22 protein-coding genes are annotated in these 24,878 nt (G+C 71.7%); 15 read left to right on the top strand and 7 right to left on the bottom strand.

Features of this window, described 5'->3' with window-relative positions:
- Positions 1 to 15 precede the first annotated feature (15 nt).
- From NVV95_RS02385 to NVV95_RS02350, 8 genes are all read left to right on the top strand, one after another.
- Entirely contained in the window at positions 16 to 987 is a 972-nt protein-coding gene (locus NVV95_RS02385) for an AAA family ATPase (protein ID WP_259484929.1), read from the top strand.
- Positions 984 to 2,213, top strand: a complete 1,230-nt coding sequence (locus tag NVV95_RS02380; protein WP_259484928.1) for a DUF58 domain-containing protein — start codon at positions 984 to 986, stop codon at positions 2,211 to 2,213. The genes NVV95_RS02385 and NVV95_RS02380 overlap by 4 nt, the downstream gene beginning before the upstream one ends.
- A 131-nt stretch (positions 2,214 to 2,344) precedes the next feature.
- Complete coding sequence (locus NVV95_RS02375) at positions 2,345 to 4,738, top strand: transglutaminaseTgpA domain-containing protein (RefSeq protein ID WP_259484927.1); 2,394 nt, start codon at positions 2,345 to 2,347, stop codon at positions 4,736 to 4,738.
- Entirely contained in the window at positions 4,735 to 5,451 is a 717-nt protein-coding gene (locus NVV95_RS02370; protein ID WP_259484926.1) for an FHA domain-containing protein, read from the top strand. The genes NVV95_RS02375 and NVV95_RS02370 overlap by 4 nt, the downstream gene beginning before the upstream one ends.
- Before the next feature lie 170 nt (positions 5,452 to 5,621).
- Positions 5,622 to 6,842 (top strand): ABC transporter substrate-binding protein, encoded by a 1,221-nt coding sequence (locus NVV95_RS02365; protein WP_259484925.1) that lies wholly within the window; start codon positions 5,622 to 5,624, stop codon positions 6,840 to 6,842.
- Entirely contained in the window at positions 6,842 to 8,041 is a 1,200-nt protein-coding gene (locus NVV95_RS02360; protein WP_259484924.1) for an ABC transporter ATP-binding protein, read from the top strand. Before NVV95_RS02365 ends, NVV95_RS02360 begins: the two co-directional genes overlap by 1 nt.
- A 9-nt stretch (positions 8,042 to 8,050) precedes the next feature.
- Positions 8,051 to 8,962, top strand: coding sequence for an ABC transporter permease (locus NVV95_RS02355; protein WP_259484923.1), 912 nt, complete (start codon positions 8,051 to 8,053; stop codon positions 8,960 to 8,962).
- A complete protein-coding gene (locus NVV95_RS02350) occupies positions 8,959 to 9,762 on the top strand; it encodes an ABC transporter permease (RefSeq protein ID WP_259484922.1) in 804 nt (267 codons plus the stop codon). The genes NVV95_RS02355 and NVV95_RS02350 overlap by 4 nt, the downstream gene beginning before the upstream one ends.
- A gap of 82 nt (positions 9,763 to 9,844) precedes the next feature.
- Here NVV95_RS02350 and NVV95_RS02345 read toward each other — a convergent pair whose 3' ends face one another.
- Both NVV95_RS02345 and gabT read right to left on the bottom strand, forming a co-directional pair.
- On the bottom strand, positions 9,845 to 10,897 hold the full coding sequence (locus NVV95_RS02345; RefSeq protein ID WP_375163772.1) for an asparaginase: 1,053 nt from the start codon (positions 10,895 to 10,897) through the stop codon (positions 9,845 to 9,847).
- Complete coding sequence (gene gabT / locus NVV95_RS02340) at positions 10,894 to 12,261, bottom strand: 4-aminobutyrate--2-oxoglutarate transaminase (protein ID WP_259484921.1); 1,368 nt, start codon at positions 12,259 to 12,261, stop codon at positions 10,894 to 10,896. Before gabT ends, NVV95_RS02345 begins: the two co-directional genes overlap by 4 nt.
- Positions 12,262 to 12,313: 52 nt before the next feature.
- Between gabT and NVV95_RS02335 the strand changes: the two genes are divergently transcribed.
- Together NVV95_RS02335 and NVV95_RS02330 are read left to right on the top strand one after the other, a co-directional pair.
- Positions 12,314 to 12,781 carry an OsmC family protein gene (locus tag NVV95_RS02335; RefSeq protein ID WP_259484920.1) on the top strand — a complete coding sequence of 156 codons (468 nt, stop codon included), beginning with the start codon at positions 12,314 to 12,316 and terminating at the stop codon, positions 12,779 to 12,781.
- A 19-nt stretch (positions 12,782 to 12,800) separates the two neighbouring features.
- A complete protein-coding gene (locus NVV95_RS02330; protein ID WP_259484919.1) occupies positions 12,801 to 13,289 on the top strand; it encodes a hypothetical protein in 489 nt (162 codons plus the stop codon).
- Here NVV95_RS02330 and NVV95_RS02325 read toward each other — a convergent pair.
- On the bottom strand, positions 13,286 to 14,398 hold the full coding sequence (locus tag NVV95_RS02325; RefSeq protein WP_259484918.1) for a glycoside hydrolase family 76 protein: 1,113 nt from the start codon (positions 14,396 to 14,398) through the stop codon (positions 13,286 to 13,288). The genes NVV95_RS02330 and NVV95_RS02325 overlap by 4 nt on opposite strands.
- Positions 14,399 to 14,477: 79 nt before the next feature.
- On the opposite strand from NVV95_RS02325, the gene NVV95_RS02320 reads away from it, so the two are divergent.
- The 5 genes from NVV95_RS02320 (at position 14,478) to ispG (ending at position 21,005) form a co-directional block, all read left to right on the top strand.
- Entirely contained in the window at positions 14,478 to 15,911 is a 1,434-nt protein-coding gene (locus NVV95_RS02320; protein ID WP_259484917.1) for an MFS transporter, read from the top strand.
- Positions 15,912 to 16,050: 139 nt separating this feature from the next.
- The gene (locus tag NVV95_RS02315; protein WP_259484916.1) at positions 16,051 to 17,034 is read left to right on the top strand and encodes an FKBP-type peptidyl-prolyl cis-trans isomerase; all 984 of its coding nucleotides are present in this window, start codon (positions 16,051 to 16,053) and stop codon (positions 17,032 to 17,034) included.
- A gap of 114 nt (positions 17,035 to 17,148) precedes the next feature.
- The gene (gene dxr, locus NVV95_RS02310; protein WP_259484915.1) at positions 17,149 to 18,234 is read left to right on the top strand and encodes a 1-deoxy-D-xylulose-5-phosphate reductoisomerase; all 1,086 of its coding nucleotides are present in this window, start codon (positions 17,149 to 17,151) and stop codon (positions 18,232 to 18,234) included.
- 117 nt (positions 18,235 to 18,351) lie between these two features.
- Positions 18,352 to 19,683 carry a M50 family metallopeptidase gene (locus NVV95_RS02305; RefSeq protein ID WP_259484914.1) on the top strand — a complete coding sequence of 444 codons (1,332 nt, stop codon included), beginning with the start codon at positions 18,352 to 18,354 and terminating at the stop codon, positions 19,681 to 19,683.
- Between the two features lie 191 nt (positions 19,684 to 19,874).
- Positions 19,875 to 21,005 carry a flavodoxin-dependent (E)-4-hydroxy-3-methylbut-2-enyl-diphosphate synthase gene (gene ispG / locus NVV95_RS02300; protein WP_259485200.1) on the top strand — a complete coding sequence of 377 codons (1,131 nt, stop codon included), beginning with the start codon at positions 19,875 to 19,877 and terminating at the stop codon, positions 21,003 to 21,005.
- 7 nt (positions 21,006 to 21,012) lie between these two features.
- On the opposite strand, the gene NVV95_RS02295 is transcribed toward ispG, so the two are convergent.
- The 4 genes from NVV95_RS02295 to NVV95_RS02280 all read right to left on the bottom strand — a co-directional run bounded on the left by NVV95_RS02295 (position 21,013) and on the right by NVV95_RS02280 (position 24,725).
- Positions 21,013 to 22,347 carry an NtaA/DmoA family FMN-dependent monooxygenase gene (locus tag NVV95_RS02295; RefSeq protein ID WP_259484913.1) on the bottom strand — a complete coding sequence of 445 codons (1,335 nt, stop codon included), beginning with the start codon at positions 22,345 to 22,347 and terminating at the stop codon, positions 21,013 to 21,015.
- Positions 22,344 to 23,027: a cysteine hydrolase family protein gene (locus NVV95_RS02290; RefSeq protein ID WP_259484912.1), complete on the bottom strand. Its 684-nt coding sequence runs from the start codon at positions 23,025 to 23,027 to the stop codon at positions 22,344 to 22,346. The genes NVV95_RS02295 and NVV95_RS02290 overlap by 4 nt, the downstream gene beginning before the upstream one ends.
- A gap of 73 nt (positions 23,028 to 23,100) precedes the next feature.
- A complete protein-coding gene (locus NVV95_RS02285; protein ID WP_259484911.1) occupies positions 23,101 to 24,168 on the bottom strand; it encodes an LLM class flavin-dependent oxidoreductase in 1,068 nt (355 codons plus the stop codon).
- Positions 24,169 to 24,302: 134 nt separating this feature from the next.
- Complete coding sequence (locus tag NVV95_RS02280; RefSeq protein WP_259484910.1) at positions 24,303 to 24,725, bottom strand: hypothetical protein; 423 nt, start codon at positions 24,723 to 24,725, stop codon at positions 24,303 to 24,305.
- Positions 24,726 to 24,878: the final 153 nt, after the last annotated feature.

The raw sequence follows: 24,878 nt of genomic DNA, 5'->3' as shown, positions 1-24,878 counted from the left end.
AGAGGCAGCAGCACGATGACGATGACGAGCGAGCAGGCGGTGCGGTTCGCCGACGTCTTCGACCGCCTCACGGCGACGATCGAGCAGACGCTGCACGGCAAGGCGCACGTCATCCGCCTCGCTCTCGTGGCTCTCTTCAGCGAGGGGCACCTGCTGCTCGAAGACGCTCCGGGAACCGGGAAGACCTCCCTCGCCCGGGCGATCGCCGACAGCGTGCGGGGCTCGTCGAGCCGCATCCAGTTCACCCCCGATCTGCTGCCCGGCGACATCACCGGCGTGAGTGTCTACGACCAGCGCAGCGGCGCCTTCGACTTCCACCCCGGGCCGGTCTTCGCCCATGTGGTGCTCGCCGACGAGATCAACCGCGCGAGCCCGAAGACGCAGGCGGCGCTGCTCGAGGTGATGGAGGAGGGGCGGGTCACGGTCGACGGCGTGTCCCATCCGGTCGGCGAGCCGTTCATGGTGATCGCCACCCAGAACCCCATCGAGCAGGCGGGCACCTATCGGTTGCCCGAGGCCCAGCTCGACCGCTTCCTGATCAAGACCTCGATCGGCTACCCCGACCACGCGACGACGCTGCGCATCCTCGCCGGTGCCACCGAGCGCGCCCACGGCGAGTCGAAGCCGGCCGTCATTACCGCGGAAGGCGTCACCCTGCTCGCGTCGGAGGCCCGCTCGGTGCACGTCGACGCCGCGATCAACGACTACGTCTCCCGCCTCGTGCAGGCCACTCGCGACGCCGAGGAGACCCGCCTCGGCGGCAGCGTGCGGGCCGCCCTCGCTCTGGTGCGTGCCGCCAAGACCTACGCGGCATCGGATGGCCGCCACTACGTCATCCCCGACGACGTCAAGGCGCTCGCGGGCCCGGTGCTGGCGCATCGTCTGGTGCTCGATCCCGAGGCGGAGTTCGACGGGGTCACCGCCCTCGGCGTCGTCTCGCGCGTGCTGCTCGACGTCGCACCGCCCGAGGACGCACCGGGCGCATGAGCGGCAGTCCCGCCGCCGGTGAATCGGTCGTGCGGCCGATCCGCACTCCGCCGCGCGCCGTGTCGGTCTCGGCGGCCGGGTGGGCGGCACTGGTGGTCGCCGTGGTCGGGCTCGGGCTCGGGGTCGGCCTCGGCTGGGCGGAGTTCCTCGTCGTGGGACTGAGCGGCGCCCTCGTCGTGGTGGTCGCCGCCCTCTTCCTCGTGGGGCGGCGCCCCGGTGCCGTCGCCATCTCGGTGCTCGAGCGACAGGTGGTGGCGGGCGGCACGGCGACGGTCGTGGTGTGCGTCACGGGCGACGGCGGCCGGGCGCAGCGGGCTCAGGACGCCGAGCTGCCCGTCGGCGACGTGCTGCAGAGCATCCGTCTGCCCGCCGTCGACGCGGGGGAGACCCGCGAGGTGCTGCTGCCCGTGCCGGCGGGGCGGCGCGGGGTCGTGCAGCTCGGGCCGGTGACGCTCGTGCGCCGGGACCCGTTCGGGTTCGCCCGTCGGGAGTCGGCGCGGAGCGGGGAGGCGCTGCTGTTCGTGCATCCGCCGATCGCCGCCATCGCCGTCGCCACGAGCGGGCTGCTGCGCGACCTGGAGGGTATCGCCACCCCCGACCTGACCGACAGCGACATCGCGTTCCACGCGCTGCGGCCCTACGTCTCGGGTGACGACCGGCGGCACATCCACTGGAAGAGCACCGCGAAGACGGGGAGCTTCCTCGTGCGGCAGTTCGAGCAGACGCGGCGCAGTCACCTGATCGTGCTGCAGTCGCTCGCGGCCGACGACTACGGCAGCGACGAGGAGTTCGAGCTGGCGGTGAGCGCGGTGGGGTCGATCGGTGCCCGCGCGATCGCCGACGGGACGAGCCTGTCGGTGTACGCCGGGGCCCCGCGCACCCGTGGCGAGGCGGGCCGACTGCGCACCCGGGGTCGCCGGGAGCTGCTCGACGACCTGAGTGGGATCGATCCGGCGCCCGGTGCGACGTCGGTCACCGCTCTGGCCCGGACGGTGGGGGAGCAGGCGCCCGACGCGTCGCTCGTCTTCCTCGTCTGCGGCTCGACCGTGCCCGCCCGTCGCCTGCGGGCGGCGGCCTCGCACTTCGCGCCGGGGGTGGAGGTGGTGGCGGTGGTCGTCGCGCCCGAGGCGCCGGTCAGCCTCGTGCGCATCGAGGCGCTGCGGATCCTGCGGATCGGCTACCTCGACGATCTCGTGCGGGCGCTGGCTCGGGCGGGGGGTGCGTGATGGGGGCATCGTCCGCGTCCGCGTCCGCGTCCGCGCCCGCGCCCGCGACCCGGCCGCGTCGGGATGGGGGCGGTCGCGCCCGCGCTCGGAGCATCCGGAACCGGGCGATAGGGCTGGCGCTGCTGCTCGGCGTGGCCGCTGTGTCGTGGTGGCCGGTGCACGAGTCGGTGTCGTTCGTGCTCGCTGCGGGGATCGCCATCGTCGCCGGGGTCGCGATCGGCGCCCTGGGGGCGGCGTTCCGGTGGAGCGGCCCCGTCGTCCTCGGAGCGACCGTTCTCGCGTGGCTCGTGCTCGGTGTTCCGGTCGCGGTGCCGGGTGAGGCGCTCGGCGGGGTGCTGCCGACGGGACAGGGTCTCGTCGACCTGATCGTCACCACGGCGACCGGGTGGCGGCAGCTGATCAGCATCGAGCTCCCGGTCGGGGACTATCAGGCGCTGCTCGTCCCGGTGTTCTCGCTCACGCTCGCGGCGGCGGTCGTGGGCACCACCGTCGCGACGCGCACGCCGCGACCCTCTATCGCACTGCTGCTCCCGACGGCGGTGCTCGCCGCCGGCATCGCGGTCGGCGGCTCGCGCGGCTTCGCTCCGGTGCTGCTCGGTGGGGCGTTCGCCGTCGGCTCACTGCTCTGGTTGGTACTCGCGCGTGCCGAGCCGGAGGCCGGGCGTCCCCCGTGGGGGTCTTCGGCGCCGGTGCGGTCGCAGGGTTCCTCGACGGTCGGCGGCGCCGGAGGGGCTGGTGCCGGGCCTCGGCGGCCGCGCTCGGCGGTCGCGGCCGTGGCGCTCGTGGGGGTGTCGGCGGTGGCCGCCGGCCTCGCGGTGGGCGGGCTCCCCGCGCCCGACCGGTCGGTGGCCCGCGAGGCGGTCGAGCCGTCGTTCGACGCCCGAGACTACGCCAGCCCGCTGTCGGGCCTGCGAGCTCTGCTGAAGCAGCCGGCCGCCGATGCGACGCTGCTCACCGTGACGGGCGCCGAGCCCGGATCCCGGCTCACCCTCGCCCGGCTCGACGCCTACGACGGCGTCGTCTTCTCCGCCGCCGGCACCGACACCCCGCCGGCGGCGCTGTCATCTGCCGGGGTCGGCGATGTCGCCGTCTCGCGGGACGATCTCTTTCAGCGGGTCACGGGGCGGCTCGGCGGCGCAGGCGACGCCGCGACCGGTGGCGGAGGCGACGCCGCGGCGGTCGTGACCGTGACGGTCGAGGGCTACTCGGGCGTGTGGGTCCCCGTGCCCGACGGCGCCGCGGCCGTGGAGTTCTCGGGCCCCGAGGCGGAGGCGCTGCAGAACGAGCTGTTCGCCAGCCGCCGGTTGTCGACCGTCGCCGACCTCGTGCCGCTCGAGGCGGGCGACGGGTACACGGTTACGGGGGCGGCCTCCGCGCCGTTCGTCGATGCCGCATCCCTCGCCGTTCTCGAACCGGGCGGCGCGGTGACCCCGGCGGCCACGGCTCCGGATGCCCTGTCCGGACGCCTCGCCGAGTGGGCCCCCGATTCCCGACCACCGGGCGAGCGCCTGGCGGGCATCGTGGCGGGGCTCCGCAGCGGCTACCGGTCGGGCGCCACGGGCGACGAGGTCTTCAGCCGCTCGGGCCATGGCGCCGATCGCCTCGAGGAGCTCCTGACCGCGTCGCCCATGCTCGGCGACGCCGAGCAGTACGCCGCGGCCGCCGCCCTGCTCGCGCGGGCGGCGGGCTTCCCGTCCCGCGTCGCCGTCGGCTTCGTGGTCCCGTCCGGGGCCGCCGACGCACCGGCGGGCGGGGTGGCCGAGTCGGGCCAGGCGGCCGGGGCGGGCCAGGCGGCCGTCGCGTCCCAGGCGGGCGAGGCCGTCGCGGTGCGGGGGAGCGACGCCACCGCGTGGCTCGAGGTGTACGCCGCCGGGCAGGGCTGGGTCGCGATCGACCCGACGCCGGAGGTGAGGCCGGTCCCGCCGAGCGCCCTCGAGGACGCCGCCGCCTCCGTGCAGCCCCCCGACGTGCTCCCGCCGGCCTCCGACACGCTCGACGACGCCCGGAACGGCACCCCGTCGCAGGAGAGCGACGACCGTCCGGTTCCGCCGGCCGACAGCGCGGGCCCGATCCTCGCGATAGTTCTGGGCGCGGGGATCGCGCTCGTGGTGCTCGCCGTGCTGCTCGCACCGTTCGCCACCGTGCTGGCGCTCAAGGCGCGGCGCCGTGCCCGGCGCCGCAGCACCGGCACCGTGCGCACGCAGGCGGCCGGGAGCTGGGCCGAGCTCGTCGACACCGCCCGGGACAGCGGTGCGGCACCTCCGCCGCGGTCCACCCGGCGGGAGACCGCCGTCACACTCGACTCCGCCGGGGGCCTCGCGCTGGCCGAGCGGGTCGACGAGGCGCTCTACGGCCCGGGCGACCCGACGGCGGCCGAGCTCGACGCCCTCTGGGCCGCGTCGGATGCCGAGCGTCGCCGGCTCCTCGCCCGGGCGGGCGGGCTCGCGCGCCTGCGGGCCCGGCTCTCGCTCCGGTCGCTGCGCGCTTATCATGGCAAGGACATGAACGGGCGGTCGAAGCGGTGACGTGCAGAACCTGCGGCACGACCCTGAGTGCGGGTGCCCTGCTCTGCGGTGAGTGCGGAGCCTCGGCGATCGCGCCCCGCCCCACCCTCGGCGACACGGCCCGCTACGACCGGCGCGCCCTCCTCGGCGCCCTCGTGTCCGAAGCCGCGGCCCGCGCGGCGGCACCCGCCCCTGCGCCGACCCAGGCGACACCCCCCGCGCCGCCAACGGCTGCGCCACACGAGCCGACGTCGACCGACCCGGCGCCGGCCGCGCCGCCATCCGCCGAACCGACACCGCCGGCCGCGCCCGCCGACCCGACACCACCCGCACCGGCACCGGCCGCCGCGCCACCCACCGACCCCACACCACGCCCCGCGTTCACCCTCACCTTCAGCACCGGCGAGAGCATCCGCGTACACGGCCCCGGCCTCGTCGGCCGCAACCCCCGGCCCGCGGAGGGCGAGCACGTCGACTACCTCGTGCAGCTCATCGACCCGCAGCGCAGCGTCTCGAAGACCCACCTCGCCTTCGACGTCGACGGCGACACGCTCTGGATCACCGACCGCCACTCCTCCAACGGCACCCGCGTCGTCGGCCCGCCCGACCTGGGCGTGGCCTCGACCGAACACGCGACCCGCTCCCGCAGCACGGAGCTCGAGCCGGGCGTGCGCATCCGGGTGGCCCGCGGCAGCCGCGTCGGCATCGGCGACGAGTGGTTCGACGTGCGCTGACGCCGCGAACCCCTGAACGCCCCCACTGGCGAAAAGAGTCGTCGATCGCGTCATCCGGCACTGATTTCGTAACGAGTATGTTTCGCGGGCGTGTTTTTCGTCGTTCGCGCTAACCCTCGGCAGTGCCCGTGTGCCAGTATCGAGTCACTCATTTCAGGGAGGAATATTCCGTGCGCACACCGCGAGACCCCCAGATCCTGCAGGCGATCCGATACTCCCAGGCGATGCAGCGCGCCCGGGCCGTGCAGCTCACGCGCCGTGGCTTCCTCGGTGCCACGGGCGTCGGCGCCACCGCCCTCGCCCTGGCCGCCTGCGCCCCCGCCGAGAAGAAGGAGTTGACGCCCGCGAAAGACGTCAGCGCCTCCGAGAAGACCCTCACCTGGGACAACTGGCCCGCCTACATGGACGAGGACGACGCCGGCGACTACCCGACCCTGATGGGCTTCGAGAACGAGTCGGGCATCACCGTCACCTACAACGTGGCGGTCGACGACAACAACAGCTACTACGCCAAGGTCAAGGATCAGCTGGCCCTCGGGCAGTCGATCGGCGCCGACACCGTCTGCCTCACCGACTGGATGGTCGCCCGCCTCGTGCGCAACGGCTACCTCCAGGAGCTCGACCACGCCAACATCCCGAACATCGCGAACCTCAGCGACAGCTTCGCGAACCCCGACTTCGACAAGGGCCGCAACCTCTCGCTGCCCTGGCAGGGCGGCTTCGCCGGCATCTGCTGGAACAAGGAGAAGGTGCCGGGAGGCCTCAAGTCGGTCGACGATCTCTGGGCCGCCGACCTCAAGGGCCGTGTGGGCGTGCTGAGCGAGATGCGCGACACCATGGGCCTGATCATGCTGAACCAGGGCACCGACATTACGGGCGAGTGGGGCGACGACGAGTTCGCCAATGCGATGGATGCCTTCACCGAGCAGGTCGAGAACGGCCAGATCCGCAACATCAAGGGCAACGCCTACCTCAACGACCTGCAGTCCGAAGACACCTACGCCGCCATCTGCTGGTCGGGAGACATCACCTCGCTGAACGCGCAGGCGGGCGACAAGTGGGAGTTCGCGATTCCGGATGCGGGCGGCACGCTCTGGAACGACACCTTCGTCGTGCCCATGGGCGCGACCCACAAGGCCAACGCCGAGGCCGTCATGAACTACTACTACGAGCCCGAGGTGGCGGCCGAGCTCGCCGCCTGGGTCAACTACGTGACCCCGGTCAATGGAGCGAAAGAGGCGATGGACGCCATCGACCCCGAGCTCGCGGCCAACCAGCTGATCTTCCCCGACGAGGAGACGCTGAGCACCGTGCACGTGTTCCGCACCCTCACCCCGCAGGAGGAGAACGACTACCAGGCCCAGTTCCAGAAGGTGCTGCTGGGCAGCTGATGGCCATCGCATCCTTCGCCGAGAGCGGCGCCGACCTCCAGCTGTCGGGTATCACCAAGCGGTTCCCCGGCTTCACCGCCATCGAAGACCTCGACCTGTCCATCCCGGCGGGGTCGTTCTTCGCCCTGCTCGGCCCGTCGGGCTGCGGCAAGACGACCACCCTCCGGCTGGTCGCCGGGCTCGAGGAGCCCACCGAGGGCTCGATCCTGATCGGCGGCAAGGACGTCACCGCGACGAAGCCGTATCAGCGCCCGGTCAACACGGTCTTCCAGTCGTACGCGCTGTTCCCGCACATGTCGATCCTCGAGAACGTCGCCTTCGGGCTCAAACGCCGCAAGATCGGCGACGCGGTCGCGAAGGCGCACGAGGCGCTGAAGCTCGTCGAGCTCGACCACCTCGCGACCCGTCGCCCGGCGCAGCTCTCGGGCGGTCAGCAGCAGCGAGTCGCACTGGCCCGCGCCATCGTCAACCGGCCGGCCCTGCTGCTGCTCGACGAGCCGCTCGGCGCGCTCGACCTGAAGCTCAGGCGCCAGATGCAGCTCGAGCTGAAGACCATCCAGACCGAGGTCGGCCTCACCTTCCTGCACGTCACGCACGACCAGGAGGAGGCCATGACCATGGCCGACACCGTCGCCGTGATGAACAAGGGACGCATCGAGCAGCTCGGCGCCCCCGAGGAGCTCTACGAGCTGCCGCGCACGGCCTTCGTGGCGAACTTCCTCGGGCAGTCGAACCTGTTCACGGGCGACGTGGTCGCGAGCGGGCCCGACCACATCACGGTCGACGTCGCCGGGGTGCCGATCGTGGTGCCGCGCATCCGGAGCCGTCGTCACGCCGGCGAGGTCGCGATCGGGGTGCGACCCGAGAAGGTGTCGCTGCTCACCTCGGCTCCCGCCGCCGAGACGGGTCGCAACGTGCTGGGCCCCGGCCGCGTGACCGACGTGTCGTTCTCGGGCGTGAGCACGCAGTACCTCGTCGAGATCCCGCACGTGGGCGAACTCGTCGTGTTCGCGCAGAACATGGTGTTCGGCCCGGTGGTGAACGTCGGCGCCGAGGTGTGGCTGTCGTGGAACGTCGAGCACGGCTTCGGCCTCGACGACGAGCCGGGCTCGGTGCCGCGCTTCGTGGCCGACGACTCGACCGAGTCCATCGCCATCCAGCGCCGCATCGCGCTCGAAGAAGAGCTCGAGCAGGCGTAGGGCGCGGGCATGGCCTTCACCGCGTTCGCGTCCACCCCGGCCGTCGAGCAGGCGCCGAAGAAGCGCAGCTTCATCGCGCTCGTGCTGCTGCTGCCGGGCATCCTGTACCTCGTTCTGTTCTTTCTGACGCCGCTGATCTCGCTGGTCATCACCTCATTCCAGCAGCCCGTGCTCGACGGCGACATCGGCGAGTACCAGGCCGGCTTCAACTGGCAGAACTACGTCGACTCGGTGGGGGAGTACTGGCCGCTCATCCTGCGGGCCTTCGGCTTCGCGCTCGTGGCGACCGTGCTCGCGCTCGTGATCAGCTACCCGATCGCCTACGTGATCGGGGTGAAGGCCCGGCGCTGGCCGCTGCTGCAGAGCCTGCTGCTGACGCTCGTGATCGCGCCGTTCTTCATCAGCTTCCTGCTGCGCACGCTCGCGTGGAAGCAGATCATGTCCGACGAGGGGCCGATCGTGCAGGCGCTCAAGGCGGTGGCGATCCTGCCGTCCGACGGGCACCTCACCGGCACGACCTTCTCGGTGATCTTCGGTCTGACCTACAACTTCATCCCCTTCATGACCCTGCCGCTGTACGCCACGCTCGAGCGACTCGACCTGCGCTACATCGAGGCGGGGGCCGACCTCTACGCCAGCCCGTTCACGGTCTTCCGCAAGGTGACCATCCCGCTGTCGATGCCGGGCATCGTCTCGGGCACGCTCCTGACGTTCATCCCGGCGGCCGGTGACTACATCAACGCGAGCCGCGACTTCCTCGGCTCGTCGTCGACGGCCATGGTGGGCAACGCGATCGAGGCGAACTTCCTCGTGCTGCAGAACTACCCGGCCGCGGCGTCGCTGTCGATCGTGCTGATGGCGGTCATCCTGGTGATCGTCGGCGTCTACGTGCGCCGCTCGGGAACGGAGGACCTCGTATGACCCGCCGCACCAAGGGCCTCGGGCTCTGGATCTACACGATCATCGCGCTGGTCTTCCTGCTGATCCCGATCGCGTACACCTTCGTCTTCTCGTTCAACGACTCGGGCAAGCTCAACATCGCCTGGCAGGGCTTCACGCTCGACAAGTGGCTCACGGTCTGCAACACGCAGGGGCTGTGCGAGGCGTTCGGCAACAGCATCCTCGTGGGTGTCGTCGCGACGGTGCTCGCCACCGCGCTCGGCACCCTGATCGCGATCGCGCTGGTGCGCTACCGTTTCAAGGCGCGGTCGGCGATCAGTCTGCTGCTGTTCCTGCCGATGGCGACCCCCGAGGTGGTGCTGGGCGCCGGCCTCGCCGCGCAGTTCCTCACGGTGGGGGCCGAGAAGGGGCTCGGTACGATCATCCTGGCCCACACGATGTTCTGCATCAGCTTCGTCGTGGTGACGGTGAAGGCGCGCGTAGCGTCGCTCGACCCGGCGCTCGAGGAGGCGGGGCGCGACCTCTACGGCTCGCCCGGGCAGGTGTTCTGGCGCATCACGTTCCCGCTGCTCATCCCGGGCATCGCGGCGGCGGCGCTGCTGTCGTTCGCGCTGTCGTTCGACGACTTCATCATCACGAACTTCAACTCGGGCGCGGTCGACACCTTCCCGAAGTTCATCTACATCGCGGCCGCTCGCGGCATCCCGGCGCAGGTCAACGTGATCGCGTCGGCGGTGTTCCTCTTGGCGATCGTGATCGTGGTGGTGACGCAGGTCTCGCGGGCCGCGCGGGCGAAGCGTCTCGCGCGCCAGCTGGGCTGAGGCGCCGATCGACCCGTCGAAAACCGCCCTTCCGGAACATTCAGAGGGCGGTTTCCGACGTCTCGATTCGTCGCGCGACGGGCTAGAGCGTGGGGGAGATGCGGATCGCGCCGACGAGGGAGGAACCGCCGTAGACCGCGAGGTCGAGCTCGGGGATGAGCTCGGCGACCTGCTCGCGGGTGACCGAGCCGTGCCGCGCGAGCAGCTCGAGCGCCACGACCGTGGCCGCGCGCAGGCTGCCGTCGAGCATCTTCAGGGCGACGGATGCTCCATCCGGCGTCGCCATGACCATGACGCCCTCGGCGCCGAGCTTCGCCACCACGCCGAGGCGGTCGATGACCACCGTGTTCGCCCGCCCCGGCCCGTCGATCGCCCAGCCGTTCGCGAGGATGCTCTCGGTGAGCTGCTTCGCCGGCCCTTCGGAGGCCCGGCGCAGCCGGCCGATGCCACGCGCCAGGGCGACGAGCGACATCGCGTGCACGGGCGCGCCGCAGCCGTCGACACCGGAGTGCACGACCGGCTCGCCGGTCTCGCGCTCGACCACGGCGAGGATGCGCTGCTGCAGCGGGTGCTCCGGGTCGAGGTAGCTCGCGGTGTCCCACCCGTTCTTAACGCAGGCGAGCAGCATCGCGGCGTGCTTGCCTGAGCAGTTCATCAAGATGCGCTCCTTGTGCCCGTGGGCCCGGATCACGCCGTCGCGGGCCGCCGAGTCGCCCGGCCAGTCCGGCGGGCAGCCGAGGTCGTCGGCGTCGAGCCCGCCCTTCTCGAGGATGGAGTCGACCACGCGCACGTGCTCGGGGGTCGCCGCGTGGCTCGCCGTGGCGAGCACGGTCTGCACGGGGTCGAGATCGACGCCCGACTCGAGTACCGCGAGGGCCTGGAAGGGCTTCATGCAGGAGCGGGGGTAGACCGGCAGCTCGGGGGAGCCGACCGCGATCGCGATCTCGCCCGCGGCGTCGAGAACGACGGCCGAGCCGATGTGGCGCGACTCGACGAAGCCGTTGCGCTCGAGCACCGCGAGCTCGACCGAGTCGGCGAGGCCGGCGGTGCCGGGATCGGTGCGGGCGACCGCGGCCGCGGGCTCTGCCGACTCAGGGGCCGCGCCGGCGTGGCGGCCGGTGTGGTCGAGACTCACAGCTGCGCGAACGCCTCGTCGATCACCGACAGCGCGTCGGCGATCAGCGCGTCGCTCGTGGCGAGCGACGGCAGGAAGCGCAGCACGTTGCCGTAGGTACCCGCCGTGAGCACGAGCACACCCCGCTGGGTGGCGTAGGACACGATCGCGTTGACGGCATCCGAGTTGGGGGCCTTCGTGGTGGAGGCGGTGCCCGGCTGCACGAGCTCGATCGCGATCATCGCGCCGATTCCGCGGATCTCACCGATGACGTCGTACTTCTGCTGCAGCTCGGTGAGCCCGCCGACCAGCGCGGTCTCGATGCGCTTCGCCTCGGCGAGCAGGTCGTTCGACTCGATCGACTCGAACACGGCCACCGCCGCGGCGGCGGCGACCGGGTTGCCGCCGAAGGTGCCGCCGAGCCCGCCGGGCTGGGCGGAGTCCATGATCTCGGCGCGGCCGGTGACACCCGCGAGCGGCAGGCCGCCCGCGATGCCCTTGGCCGAGAGCACCATGTCGGGAACGAGGCCGAAGTGGCTGCTCGCGAAGTACTCACCCGTGCGGGCCATGCCCGACTGGATCTCGTCGGCGATGAAGACGATGCCCTCGGCGGTGCACCACTCCTGCAGAGCGGTGAGGTAGCCCGGTGCCGGCACGACGAAGCCGCCCTCGCCCTGGATGGGCTCGACCACGAGGCAGGCGAGATCGGCCGCGCCGACGGTCTTCTCGAGGTAGGCGATGGTGCGGGCCGCCGCCTCGGCGCCCGAGAGGCCGTCGTGGTAGGGGTACGAGTTCGGCGCGCGGTAGACGTCGCCGGCGAACGGGCCGAAGCCGGTGGCGTAGGGGGAGGCCTTGTAGTTCATGGCCATCGTGAGGTTGGTGCGGCCGTGGTAGGCGTGCTCGAGCACCGCGACGCCGTTGCGGCCGGTGTGCTTGCGGGCGATCTTCACGCCGTTCTCGACTGCCTCCGCGCCGGAGTTGACGAGCACGGTGCGCTTGGCGAAGTCGCCGGGGGTGTGCTGGGCGAGCAGCTCGGCCACCCGCACGTACTCCTCATAGGGCGTGATGGTGAACAGCGTGTGCGTCACGTCGTGCAGCTGGGCCGCGGCGGCCGCGACGACCGACGCCTCGGTGTGACCGATCGTCGTGACGCCGATGCCGGCGCCCAGGTCGATGAACTGGTTGCCGTCGACGTCGACCAGGATGGCGCCGTTCGCCTTGGCGATGTAGACCGGCAGCGCGCTGGAGACCCCGGGCGGCACGACCTCGAGGCGTCGCCGGTGCAGCTCCTGTGACTTCGGGCCGGGAACGGCGGTGACGATCTTCCGCTCCTGGGGGACCGTGTAGACGGGGGTGGCGACCGGGGTGTCGAGGATGTCAGTCATAGTCCTCCGAGTTTAGGCCAGCCCTCCGACACCCCCGCGCTAGCATGGCCGGGTGAATCGTGAGCATCACTACAGCGTCGATGTCGCCTGGCTTGGCAATCGCGGCACCGGCACGAGCGGCTACCGCGAGTACGGCCGGCAGAGCGTCGTCACCGCGTCGGGCAAGCACGAGCTCGAGGCGTCGGCCGACCGCACCTTCCATGGCGACGCCGACCGCTGGAACCCCGAGGAGCTGCTGCTCGCGGCCCTCGCCGAGTGCCACATGCTCTCCTTCCTGCACGTCGCGGTGAAGCACGGCGTGGTCGTCACCGGCTACACGGATGCCGCCCGGGGCACGATGGAGCAGCAGGGCGACGGCGGCCGGTTCACCTCGGTCACGCTGCACCCCGTGGTCACCGTCACCGCACCCGTCGACGACGAGCTGTTCCGCACGATGCACCGCGAGGCGTACGAGGTCTGCTTCATCGCGAGCTCGGTGAACTTCCCGGTGCACCACGAGCCGCGGCTCGTCGTCGGCTGATCGGTTCGGGCGGGTAGCCGTGAGCGCGGGCGAGGTCGTGCACCTCGTGCTGATCGGTCGCACGCTGCGGGGCACCCTCGGCGAGGCGTTCCGGGCCGAGGCGGTCGCGCTGGTGGGGGCGGGGGCGGATGCGCGGACCGCTCTCGGGCGCACGGTGGAGCTCACCGCGGTGGCGGTCGGCGAGGCGAGAGCGGTGCGGGTTGCGGCGTCGATCGCCGATCCGACGTTCGCTGGTACAGGCGCGGTCGCTAGCGCGGGTGCGGGTGCGGGTGCTGATGCGGGCGCGAGCGCGGGCGCGGGCGCGCACGGGAGCGGGACCGCCGGCACGGGTGCCGCGCCTGTCACGGACGGCCGGCACCGGTTCGTCGTCGCCGTGGACGAGGTGCCGGGCATCCGGCCTCTCACAGGGCCCCCGGGAGTCGACCTGGCCCGCACCGTGACGGTGGACGTCGAGGCCCCGGTCGACGCACGACCGCGCCTCGCGGTGCACGTCGTGCAGCGCGCCTAGGCCCGAGGGGGCATGGGCCGGGCGGCGCCGCGCTCCAGGCGCCAGCGCGCTTCGAGCGCGAGGGTGACCGCGAGCTGCGTCGAGAGGAACGTGACCGGCGGGGCCGGGCGGCCCCAGTCGTCGCCCACGCGGCCGTCGGGCGTGGCCGACTGGGTGCGGATCAAGGCATCCGTCGCCGTCTCGACGAACCTCGCAAGAGCGTGGCGGTCGTCGCCGGGCGGCAGGGCCTGCGCGACCTCGACGAGGTAGCGGATGTGGATGCCCTTGAACAGGCCGGCGTCGCCTCCGCCCGGGTGGTCGGCGCGGGCCGTCTCGCCCTCGACGAGACCGTGCGGTGCGAGGCGGGGGAGCGCGGCCCGGGCGACGCGGGAGGCCTCGGCCGGAGCATCCGGAACCCAGGCCCGCTCGAGCAGCGCCGCCGCGACCACACCCTGGTTGTAGCTGAACACCCAGTCGGCGTCGACGCGGTGGTCGCCCTCGCGGTTGACGCCGTCGAGCACGGTGCCGTCGGGGGCGATCAGGTGCTCGGTGAGCCAGGCGACGGTCTCGTCGGCGGCGTCGCGGTAGCGCGGCTCGCCGGTGCGGGCGTGCAGGCGGGCCGAGGCGAGCGCGAAGGCGCCGTTGCTCGGGGCGTTCTTGTAGGCGGGCTGCTGCTCGCGCCACGCCACGCTCGGGCCCTCGTGGTCGTTCCAGCCGCGGTTGCGGATGCGCCGCCACAGCCCCTCGGCGTCACGGAGGTGGCGCGCATCGGCGGTGGCGTCGAAGAGTCCGATCAGGGCCAGGGTGAGCCAACCCATGTCGTCGAAGTAGTCGTTCGCGAGGCCACGATTGCGCAGGCGCAGCAGCCGCAGCACGTCTCGGGCCTGCCGCAGCCGGCGCGTGTCGCCCGTTCGGTGGAAGGCGTCGAGGCGGGCCTCGATCAGATGCGAGAGCCACCAGTGGTTGAGCGGCACGAGCTGGGGCAGGCGACGGATGCTCGGCGGCGCGACATTCAGCGCCGCACCCGGCAGCCACGGCACCGAGAAGCGGTCGTCGAGCGTGCGCTGGGCCCGCTCGGCGGCGTCGTGGGCACGCGCTCGGGCGGCTCGGGTCGCCGTCTCGTCCTGCACAGCCACACCCTACGGCGGTTCCTTCCCCATTCGACAGACGGCGGTCGCCCCCGGGTTCCGGATGCACGAGACTGTGCAGATGGCCGAGAAGATGTCCTCCCCCCAGCGCCTCGTGCTGGTCGTGGCGATCCTGAGCGCGTTCATCTCGTTCCTCGACGCCACGGTCATCAACGTCGCGCTGCCGGCCATCAGCCGTGAGCTCGGCGGCGAGCTGTCGTCGCAGCAATGGGTGGTCGACGCGTACCTCATCACCCTCGGTGCGGTCATCCTGCTCGCCGGGTCGCTGAGCGACGTGTTCGGCCGCAAACGGGTGCTGCTCGTCGGGCTGGTGGGCTTCGGAGTGACGTCGCTCGCGTGCGCCTTCGCGCCCACCATCGAATTCCTGATCGTGTCGCGGGGGTTGCAGGGGGTCGCAGGGGCGCTGCTCGTGCCCTCCTCGCTCGCGTTGATCCTGGCGAACTTCAGCGGGCCGGCGCAGAGCCGTGCGATCGGCACGTGGACGGCGTTCACCAGTGTCGCCAACATCGCCGGCCCCATCCTCGGCGGGGTGCTCGTCGACCAGCTCTCGTGGCGGCTCGTGTTCGGCATCAACGTGCTGCCGATCGTGGTCGCCGTCGTGCTCGTCGTGCGGCTGCCGCGTGACGCGCACCACGCCACGGGGGCGCGCATCGACGTGCTGGGGGCGCTGCTCGGCATCGTGGGGCTCGGGCTTCCGGTGTTCGCGCTGATCGAGCAGGCCAACTTCGGCTGGGGTTCGCCCGTGGTGCTGGTGCCGCTCGTGGTCGGGGTGCTGGCGTTCGCCGGGTTCCTCGTGAACGAGCGGCTGGCGAAGCAGCCGATGCTGCCGCTGGCGCTGTTCCGGGTTCGCAACTTCTCGGTCGGCAACGTCGCGACGTTCCTCATCTACGGGGCGCTGTCGCTCGGCTTCTTCAGCATCGCGGTGTTCCTGCAGCAGGTGGCGGGCTACAGCGCTACCGAGGCGGGGTTCGCCATGATCCCCACGAGCCTGCTGCTGATCGGGCTGTCGTCGCTGTTCGGGCGCCTCTCGGGGCGCATCGGGCCGCGGCTGTTCATGACGGTGGGGCCACTTCTCGCCGGCGCCGGGTTCCTGCTGATGCTGCGGGTCGACGAGAGTGCCGACTACGTCACGCAGGTGCTGCCGGCCATCCTCGTCTTCGGCCTCGGCATGTCCATCACGGTCGCCCCGCTCACGGCGGCCATCCTCGGTGCAATCGACCCGGCGCGCTCGGGCATCGCCTCGGCGGTGAACAACGCGGTCTCGCGAGTGGCGGGGCTGATCGCCGTGGCGCTCGCGAGCCTCATCGCCGGCACCGCGGTGCTCGACCTCGCGGGGTTCCACCGGGTGGTGCTCGTCGCGGCGATCTTCTTCGTGGCGGGCGGGCTCGTCTCCCTCGTGGGCATCCAGAACCCCCGCCGCGCCGCCCCCGCCGCGCCCGCCACCCCCGCCGCCCCCGCCACCCCCGCCGCGCCGCCCGCATCCGGCAGCGCCTGACGCGGACCGGCGGCTTCTTCGTGAGTCGGCGGCGGGTGGAGGTTCGGGGCGGGGTGGGTCGCTCCCAGCGCGTCACCAGCTTGCGGCAAGGAGGCTGGGCGAGACTGGGCGCTTCCCCCCATTGTCACGAAGAGGACTCATGCGCTCACTCCCGGCCTTCGCCGCCGCAGCCGTCGCCGCCACGCTCCTGCTGGCCGGCTGCTCGGCCTCGACCCCCTCGACCGACGACGCGACCTCGTCGCCGGCCGCCGACGCCGTGCAGTGCGCGACCGACGGCAGCGCCTCGAAGTCCGTCACGGTCACCGGCGACTTCGGCGCCGCGCCCACCACGAGCTTCACCGGCCCGCTGAACGTCGACACCACCGAGCGCACCGTCGCCATCGAGGGTGACGGCGAGACGATCGAGTCGGGCATGACCGCGACGGTCGACTTCACCGTCTACAACGGCACCAGCGGCACCAAGGTCTTCTCCACCCTCGACGAGGGCGGCACCGCGCTGCAGCTCAGCACCGACGACAGCCAGTACATCCCGGGCCTCCTGAAGGCCGTGCTCTGCAACACCGTCGGCTCGCGCGTCGTCGCGGTCATCCCGCCGGCCGAGGCCTTCGGCGACCAGGGCAACGAATCCCTCGGCGTCGCGGCCACCGACTCGCTCGTCATGGTCGCCGACATCGAGGCGATCATCCCCGACCGCGCGGACGGCGTCGACCAGCCCGCCCAGGACGGCTTCCCCACCGTCGAGCTCGCCGACGACGGCGCGCCCACCGTCACGATCCCCGACGCCGACCCGCCGACCGAGCTGAAGATGGAGACCCTGAAGAAGGGTGACGGCGTCGTCGTCGGTGACGGCGACAACGTGACCGTGCAGTACCAGGGCGTCATCTGGGGCACCGGCAAGGTCTTCGACCAGAGCTGGGGCACCGGCGGCCCGACCACCTTCCAGACCACGGGCGTCGTGAAGGGCTTCTCCGCGGCCCTCGTCGGCCAGACCGTCGGCTCGCAGGTCCTCGTCGTCATCCCGCCGGAGCTCGGCTACGGCTCCGAGGGCAACAGCGCCGCCGGCATCTCGGGCACCGACACCCTGGTGTTCGTGGTCGACATCCTCGCGAGCGCCTCGGCGTAGCCTGCAGCACTGCTTCCCGACGGGGCCGTCCTCCACAGAGGGCGGCCCCGTCGTGTTCCTCCCCAGCCCCGGTCACGTTCTGCCGTTCCCCGGCGGATGCGCGATGATGGCGACATGAGACGCGTCATCATCCTCGGTTCCACCGGCTCCATCGGCGTCCAGGCGCTCGACGTCATCCGGGCCGATCCCGAGCGCTTCGAGGTGGTCGGCCTGGTGGCCGGCACGAACCGCACGGTGCTCGACACGCAGGCGGCCGAGTTCAGGGTGGCCGACACCGGCCTCGGCGAACTGGAGGCCGAGCAGCTCGTGCGCGACGTCGAGGCCGACGTCGTACTGAACGGCATCACCGGAAGCGTCGGTCTCGGGCCGACGCTCGCCGCGCTCGAGGCCGGCCGCACCCTCGCCCTCGCCAACAAGGAGAGCCTCATCGTCGGCGGCGACCTCGTGCGGAGCGCCGCGGCCCCTGGGCAGATCGTCCCCGTCGACTCCGAGCACTCCGCCATCGCGCAGGCGCTCCGCTCGGGCACGGCGGCCGAGGTGTCCCGGCTCGTGCTCACGGCGTCGGGCGGCCCGTTCCGAGGCCGCACGCGCGAGCAGATGGCCGACGTCACCCCGCGGGAGGCCCTCGCCCACCCCACCTGGGACATGGGTCTCGTCGTCACCACGAACTCCGCCACCCTCGTCAACAAGGGGCTGGAGGTGATCGAGGCGCATCTGCTGTTCGACGTCGCCTACGCCGACATCGAGGTGACCGTGCATCCGCAGTCGGTCGTGCACTCGATGGTCGAGTTCGTCGACGGCTCGACCATCGCCCAGGCCTCGCCGCCCGACATGCGGCTGCCGATCTCGCTCGGGCTCGACTGGCCGAACCGCGTCGCCGGGGTCGGCACCCCGATCGACTGGACGGCGTCGCACGAGTGGACCTTCGCGCCGCTGGATGAGGTCGCCTTCCCGGCGGTCGCTCTGGCGAAGCAGGTCGGGCGCGCGGGCGGCAGCTTCCCCGCGGTGTTCAACGCGGCGAACGAGCAGGCGGTCGCGGCGTTCCACGCGGGGCGCATCGGCTTCCTCGACATCGTCGACACGGTGCAGCGGGTGGTCGACGCGCACGAGATGCCGGGCGAGACCGTCACCCGCGAGTCCCTCGCCGAGGCCGAGCTGTGGGCGCGGGCGACCGCCGAGCAGCTCATCGCCACCGCCTGACGGCAAGCCCCGCGACTCCACCCTTGTGCAGGAAGGGCCCGGGGCGGGGCCCGTGCGTCGAGCATCCGTTCAGCCAACGGTCAGCGGCGCCATCGGGGCGGCGGGTAGGGTCCTCGTGTGGAAACGGTCCTGCAGTTCATTCTCGGCGTGCTCATCATCGCCGTCGGGCTCGCCGTCTCCATCGGCCTGCACGAGGTCGGCCACCTGGTGCCGGCGAAGCTCTTCGGCATCAAGGTCACCCAGTACATGATCGGCTTCGGTCCGACCGTGCTCTCCCGCCGGCGCGGCGAGACCGAGTACGGCGTGAAGGCGATCCCGCTCGGCGGCTACATCTCGATGATCGGCATGTTCCCGCCGCGCCGCGAGGGCCAGAAGGCGGTGGCGAACAGCACCGGCTTCTTCCAGTCGATGGCGCAGGACGCCCGCGAGCAGTCCCAGCTCACCATCGGTGTCGACGAGGACGACCGCGCCTTCTACCGCAAGCCGGTCTGGCAGCGCATCATCGTGATGCTCGGCGGGCCGTTCATGAACCTGGTGCTCGCCGTCGTGTTCTTCTCGATCACTCTCGTCGGCTTCGGCACGGCGCAGTCCTCGACCACGATCGGCAGCGTCTCGGCCTGCGTGCTGCCGGCGACGAGCGAACGGCAGAGCTGCGAGACCGGTGACCAGCCGTCGCCGGGCGCCGCGGCCGGGCTGAAGCCGGGCGACACCCTCGTCAGCATCGGGGGCACGCCGATCGACAGCTGGGAGCAGTCGACGGGCATCATCCGCGACGCCGCCGGCGAGACCCTGCCGGTGGTCGTCGAGCGCGACGGCAGCGAGCAGACCCTGAGCCTCACCCCGCTGCTCACCGAGCGCTACGTCTACGGCGACGACGGCAAGATCGTCACCGACGCTGACGGCCAGAACCTCACTGAGGAGGTCGGCTTCGTCGGCATCGGCGCCGCCAGCGAGCTCGTGCCGCAGCCCATCACCGCGGTGCCCGCGTTCATCGGCGAGAACATCGGCCACACCGTCGCGCTCGTGGCGAACCTGCCGCAGCGCCTCTACGACGTCGCGCAGGCTGCGTTCGGCTCGGGCGAACGCGACCCGAACGGCCCGATCAGCGTCGTCGGCGTCGGCCGCGTCGCCGGCGAGATCGCCTCGATCGACACCATCCCGCTCGCTTCGAAGGCGGCGAGCCTCCTCGGTCTCCTCGGCTCGCTCAACATCGCGCTCTTCGTGATCAACCTCGTGCCGCTCACCCCGCTCGACGGCGGCCACGTCGTGTCGGCGCTGTGGGAGGGCATCCGCCGCTTCGTCGCCAAGGTCTTCAAGCGGCCCGACCCGGGGCCGGTCGACGCGGCGAAGCTCATGCCGCTGACGTTCGCGGTCGTCATCCTGTTCGGCGGCATGACGGCGCTGCTCGTCTACGCCGACATCGTGAAGCCGATCGACCTCTTCGGCTGAGCGGCGAGCGGATGCGCATCCGCTCCGGCCACGTGACGAGCGGATGCGCATCCGCCCGTCACCGTCACCCTCGCCGGTCGGGCGCGCAGCGCGCCGGCGCGGGCTCACAGAACGTTCAGGATCCGGCCCGCCCTGACCGTGCATCCAGACTGCGGATCTAGACTGAACCCGTGCCTGCAGTCAACTTGGGGATGCCCAAACCCCCGCCCGAAACCCTCGCTCCCCGTCGTAAGTCGCGCCAGATCAAGGTCGGCAAGGTGCTCGTGGGCGGCGACGCCCCGGTGAGCGTGCAGTCGATGACCACGACTCCCACGCCGAACATCAACGCCACCCTGCAGCAGATCGCCGAGCTCACCGCCTCGGGCTGCGACATCGTCCGTGTGGCCGTGCCGTCCCGCGACGACGCCGAAGCCCTGCCGATCATCGCGAAGAAGTCGCAGATCCCGGTGATCGCCGACATCCACTTCCAGCCGAACTACGTCTTCGCCGCGATCGACGCCGGCTGTGCGGCCGTGCGCGTGAATCCGGGCAACATCCGCAAGTTCGACGACAAGGTGGGCGAGATCGCCGCGGCGGCCAAGGCTGCCGAGGTCTCGATCCGCATCGGCGTGAACGCCGGCTCGCTCGACCCGCGCCTGCTCGAGAAGTACGGCAAGGCGACCCCCGAGGCCCTCGTCGAGAGCGCCGTCTGGGAGGCCTCGCTGTTCGAGGAGCACGACTTCCACGACTTCAAGATCTCGGTCAAGCACAACGACCCGATCGTCATGGTCAAGGCCTACCGCCTGCTCGCCGAGCGGGGCGACTGGCCGCTGCACCTCGGTGTGACCGAGGCCGGGCCGTCGTTCCAGGGCACGATCAAGAGCGCCACGGCGTTCGGCATCCTGCTCTCCGAGGGCATCGGCGACACCATCCGCGTCTCGCTGTCGGCCCCGCCGGCCGAGGAGGTCAAGGTCGGGCTGCAGATCCTGCAGTCGCTGAACCTCCGCGAGCGCAAGCTCGAGATCGTGTCGTGCCCCTCGTGCGGCCGCGCGCAGGTCGACGTGTACAAGCTCGCGAACGACGTCACCGACGGGCTCGAGGGCATGACCGTGCCGCTGCGCGTCGCCGTGATGGGCTGCGTCGTGAACGGCCCGGGCGAGGCTCGCGAGGCCGACCTCGGTGTCGCCTCGGGCAACGGCAAGGGCCAGATCTTCGTCAAGGGCGAGGTCATCAAGACCGTCCCCGAATCGGAGATCGTCGCGACCCTGATCGAGGAGGCCAACCGTCTCGCCGCCGAGATGCCCCCGGGCGAGATCGGCACCCCCGAGGTCGTCACGGCCTGATGCCGAGTCAGCCCCTGAGGTTCTCCCTCAGCGTCGCCCCCGGATACCGAGGCGCCAGGGCGCCCCGCCGCCGCAGCTCCGGCACGAGCAGCTCGGCGAGATCGGCCGCCCCCGACGGCGCGGCGAGCGGGCTCGAGAACATGTAGCCGCCGTGCCCACCCGTGGCGGCGAAGTTCTCCTCGAGCTGGTCCGCGATCGAGGCCGCGGTGCCGCAGAGAGTGTGGTCGAGCCCGGTCGCGTGACGCCAGCCGTGCTCGAAGAGCTCGGTGCGGGTGAGCGTCGTCTCCGCTCCGAGCTCGGCGACGAGTGCCCCGACGAACCCGCCCTGGGCGCCCTGCACCCGCTTGACCTCGTCCACCAGCTCGTCGAGGGTGAAGCTCGCGGGCAGCGTCGAGAAGTCGAAGCCGACGTTGTGCGACAGGAACGCCCCCACCGCCTCCTCGTTCCAGAACGCCGCCACCTCGTCCCGGCGCGACGCGGCTTCCAGGGCGCTCCGCCCGACGATCGCCTGCGTCGCCCAGAGGATGCCGACCGAGGCCGGGTCCCGGCCCTCGCTCGTGAGCGCCGCATCCAGCGCCGCCCGATGGCGCTGCTGGCCGGCGACGCTCGCGCCGAAGCCGAAGACCAGCTCGACGAACGACGCCGAAGTGGCGATGCCCTTGGGGGAGTTCCCCGCCTGCACGAGCACGGGTGAGCCCTGGGGGCTCGGCACGCTGGCGAGGGGCCCCTTCACCCGGAAGTACCGCCCGACGTGGTCGATCGCGCTGATCTGCGCGGGGTCGGCGAACCGCCCTGTGACCCGGTCGGCGATGATGGCCGAGGCCGGCACCGACGCCCAGAGCTCGCGGCACACGGTCATGAACTCGCTCATCCGGTCGTAGCGCTCGTCATGGTCCATCCGCTCGTCGAAGCCGTAGTTGGCGGCGTCGGCACTCCGCGCCGACGCGACGACGTTGAACGCGATGCGCCCGGCCGTGACGTGGTCGAGCGAGTTGAGCAGCCGCGCGACGGTGAACGGGTGCAGGAAGGTCGAGGAGTAGGTCAGCCCGAACCCGATGTGCTCCGTCACCGCCGCCATCGAGGTGACGACCGGGCTCATGTCGTGGCGGGGCCACTGGATGCCCCACTCCAAGGCCGCGTCCATCGACCCGCGCCAGGTGTCGGGTATGCCGCTTCCGTCGCCGAAGAAGAGCAGGTCTACTCCGGCTCGTTCGGCCGTGCGCGCGATCTCCTGGTACACCTGCACGTCGGGGAAGCCGGCGCCGATCCAGGAGCCGGGCCGTGCCCAGCGCCCCTCGGTGTGGGCGAACGACAGGTCGAAAGCGGTGTGCATGCCGGTCATGCGGGGCTCCAGAGCGCTTCGATCTCCGAGCTGCCCCGCACGTCGGCGACGTTCAGCGCAAGACTCGCGAGCGCCGCGTCGTGCAGCGCGACGCTGTAGGCGGCGGTCGCGTCCCGGGCGACGACGACGGGCAGGTCGTGCTGCACCGCGTCCGTCGCCGTCGCCTGCACGCAGCACTCGGTCGTCAGCCCGGCGACCACCAGCCAGCCGGCCTGCAGCTCCTCGAGCACAGCGGCGAGCGAGGTGTCGGCGAACCCGCTGTAGAAGCGCTTGCGCACCCGGGCCTCTCCCGGTGCCGGATCCAGGCGCCACCAGTCGGCCCCCGCGCTGCCCGCCACGCACGGGAAGGAGTCGGTGGGGGAGTCGGGGTCACCCGTCTGCAGCCAGGCGCTGGCCCGCCACGGCCGGGCGGGGTCGTAGGCGAGTTCGACCCAGACCACGGGCACGTCGAGTCGCCGTGCGGCCGAGACCAGCTCGTCGCAGCGCGTGATGGCGGCGTCGACGGCGGCCAGTCCCGCGTCGTCGACACCCCAGCCGGCCAGCAGCTCCGGGTCGGCGAAGTCGCGCTGCACGTCGACGACCACGAGCACCGGATGCCCGGCCGCGCGCAGTGCCGCAGCGCGCACGTCCTCCACCCGCAGCACGGCGTCCCGAGCATCCGCCCCGCCCACGCCGCTCATGCCCGCCCCGCCCACACCGGCGAGCCCACGCCGCCCGTGCCCGCCTCGCCCGTGCCCGCCGAGCCCACGCCGCTCACGCCCGCACCGCCTCGAGATCGCGCAGCGCCGGCAGCACGGCCTCGCCGAACGCGGGCAGATCGGCCAGATAGTCGGGGAAGATCAGCATCAACCCGTCGAGCTCGGCCGTGTCCATGACGGTGCTGATGTGCTCGACCACCCGGGACGGACCCCCCGCCACGTACACGGTCTGGAACGCCTGCTCCCCGTCGGCTCCCTCCGCCCAGGCGAGCGCCCGCTCCTCGGGCATGCCCCACGACCTGCGCATGTTCGCCAGTGCGACCCGGTCGATCCCGCGGCCGTACTCCGTGGCCCGGGCGGCGGCCTCCGCATCCGTGTCACCGAGCACGACGGTGAGCATCGCGTAGGTCTTGACCGATCGGCCGAGCGCGGCGGCACGGTCGTGCACGTCCAGCGACGAGATCCTCATGTCCTCGAGCGTGTCGGCGCCGAGGAACGCCCCGTCGGCGTACTGCGCCTGGAAGACCCGCCCGGCCGGCGAGGTCGCGGCGTTGATGATCTCGGGCCTCGTCTCCGGATGCGGCCGGGACTGGCAGTCGGTGAGCGTGTAGAACTCGCCGGCGTGCGTCACGGAGTCCTCGCTCCAGAGCCGCGTGACGAGCTCGGCCCACTCCGACGTCATCCGGTAGCGCTCCTCCTTGGTCATCCCCGCGTCCCAGATGCCCATCTGCTCGAACTCGTCGGCGTAGGAGCCGTTCACGATGTTCATCCCGGCCCGGCCGTGACTGATCTGCTGCAGCGTGGTGAAGACCTTGGCGGCGAAGGCGGGGTTCTGCATGTTCGCGTGCACGGTCGCCCAGATCTTCACCCGCTCGGTGGCCTCGGCGATGCCGGCCATCATGGTCATCGACTCGATGGTCTCGCCCCAGTGGTCGGTCGCGCCGCCGAAGCCGCGCCACTTGGCCATGGCCATCACGAAGTCAAGGCCGATCTCCTCGGCCACCCGGGCGATCTGCTTGTTGTGGTCGTAGTCGGCGGGCGGGTACGGCGCGGTCGTCGAGACCAGCCAGCCGCCGGCGGCGTTCGGCAGGAAGACGCCGTACTCCCGGGGTGATGCGGACATGATGCTCCTCCAGTTCGAGTGCGCCGGCGGACGCCGACGAACCAGGACACGGTGGGAAGCGTGCGATGCGAACCGGGGTTGCGTCGCGGAGTCCAGCCTGGGACCGAGTATAGGAACCGATCGTTACGGGCGGATTACGGCCCCGGGGGAGAGGACAGCTCCTCGATCCGGCCGGATTCGAGCAGCACGACCACCGTGATGCGGAGGTCGCGTGCCGCGGCGCTGAGCCAGCCGCGCCGACCGAGCACGGCGGCGACCGTCGGGCTGACACAGAGCACCGCGCGCGCATCCGGTGCCAGGGCGTGACGCACCCAGACGAGCTTGAACAGATCGGCCGCGACCTTGTTGCGGAGGCTCGACTTCACGGCGCCGCCGTTCAGCACGTACTGAGCGATCACCGTGCCCTCCGAGTCCATCGCCTCGACCTCGACCGAGGTTCCGTCGGGAAGGGTCAGCCGTCGCGGCCGGAGCGGCGTGCCGAGGTGCTCGGCGAGGGCGGCCGAGGCGGCGGCCTCCGGGCTCGCTGCTCCGTATCGGGTGCTCTCGGTCTCGTCCATCACCCCACCCTGCGCCACGACGCCCGTGGGGCGGGCGGCGCAAAGTGCCCGTGATCTACCTTTTACACGCTCGAAATAAAACGATTTACATCCGGGCCCGGGGTGTTGTTAGTGTGCCGAACACGCGATCGCTCCTGCAGCTCCATCACGGGC

The sequence above is a fragment of the Herbiconiux gentiana genome (assembly GCF_024978135.1).
In the GTDB taxonomy this organism is placed as follows: domain Bacteria; phylum Actinomycetota; class Actinomycetes; order Actinomycetales; family Microbacteriaceae; genus Herbiconiux; species Herbiconiux gentiana.
Note: the sequence above shows the minus strand (reverse complement) of the source record. Positions and strands in the feature narration are given on the sequence as shown.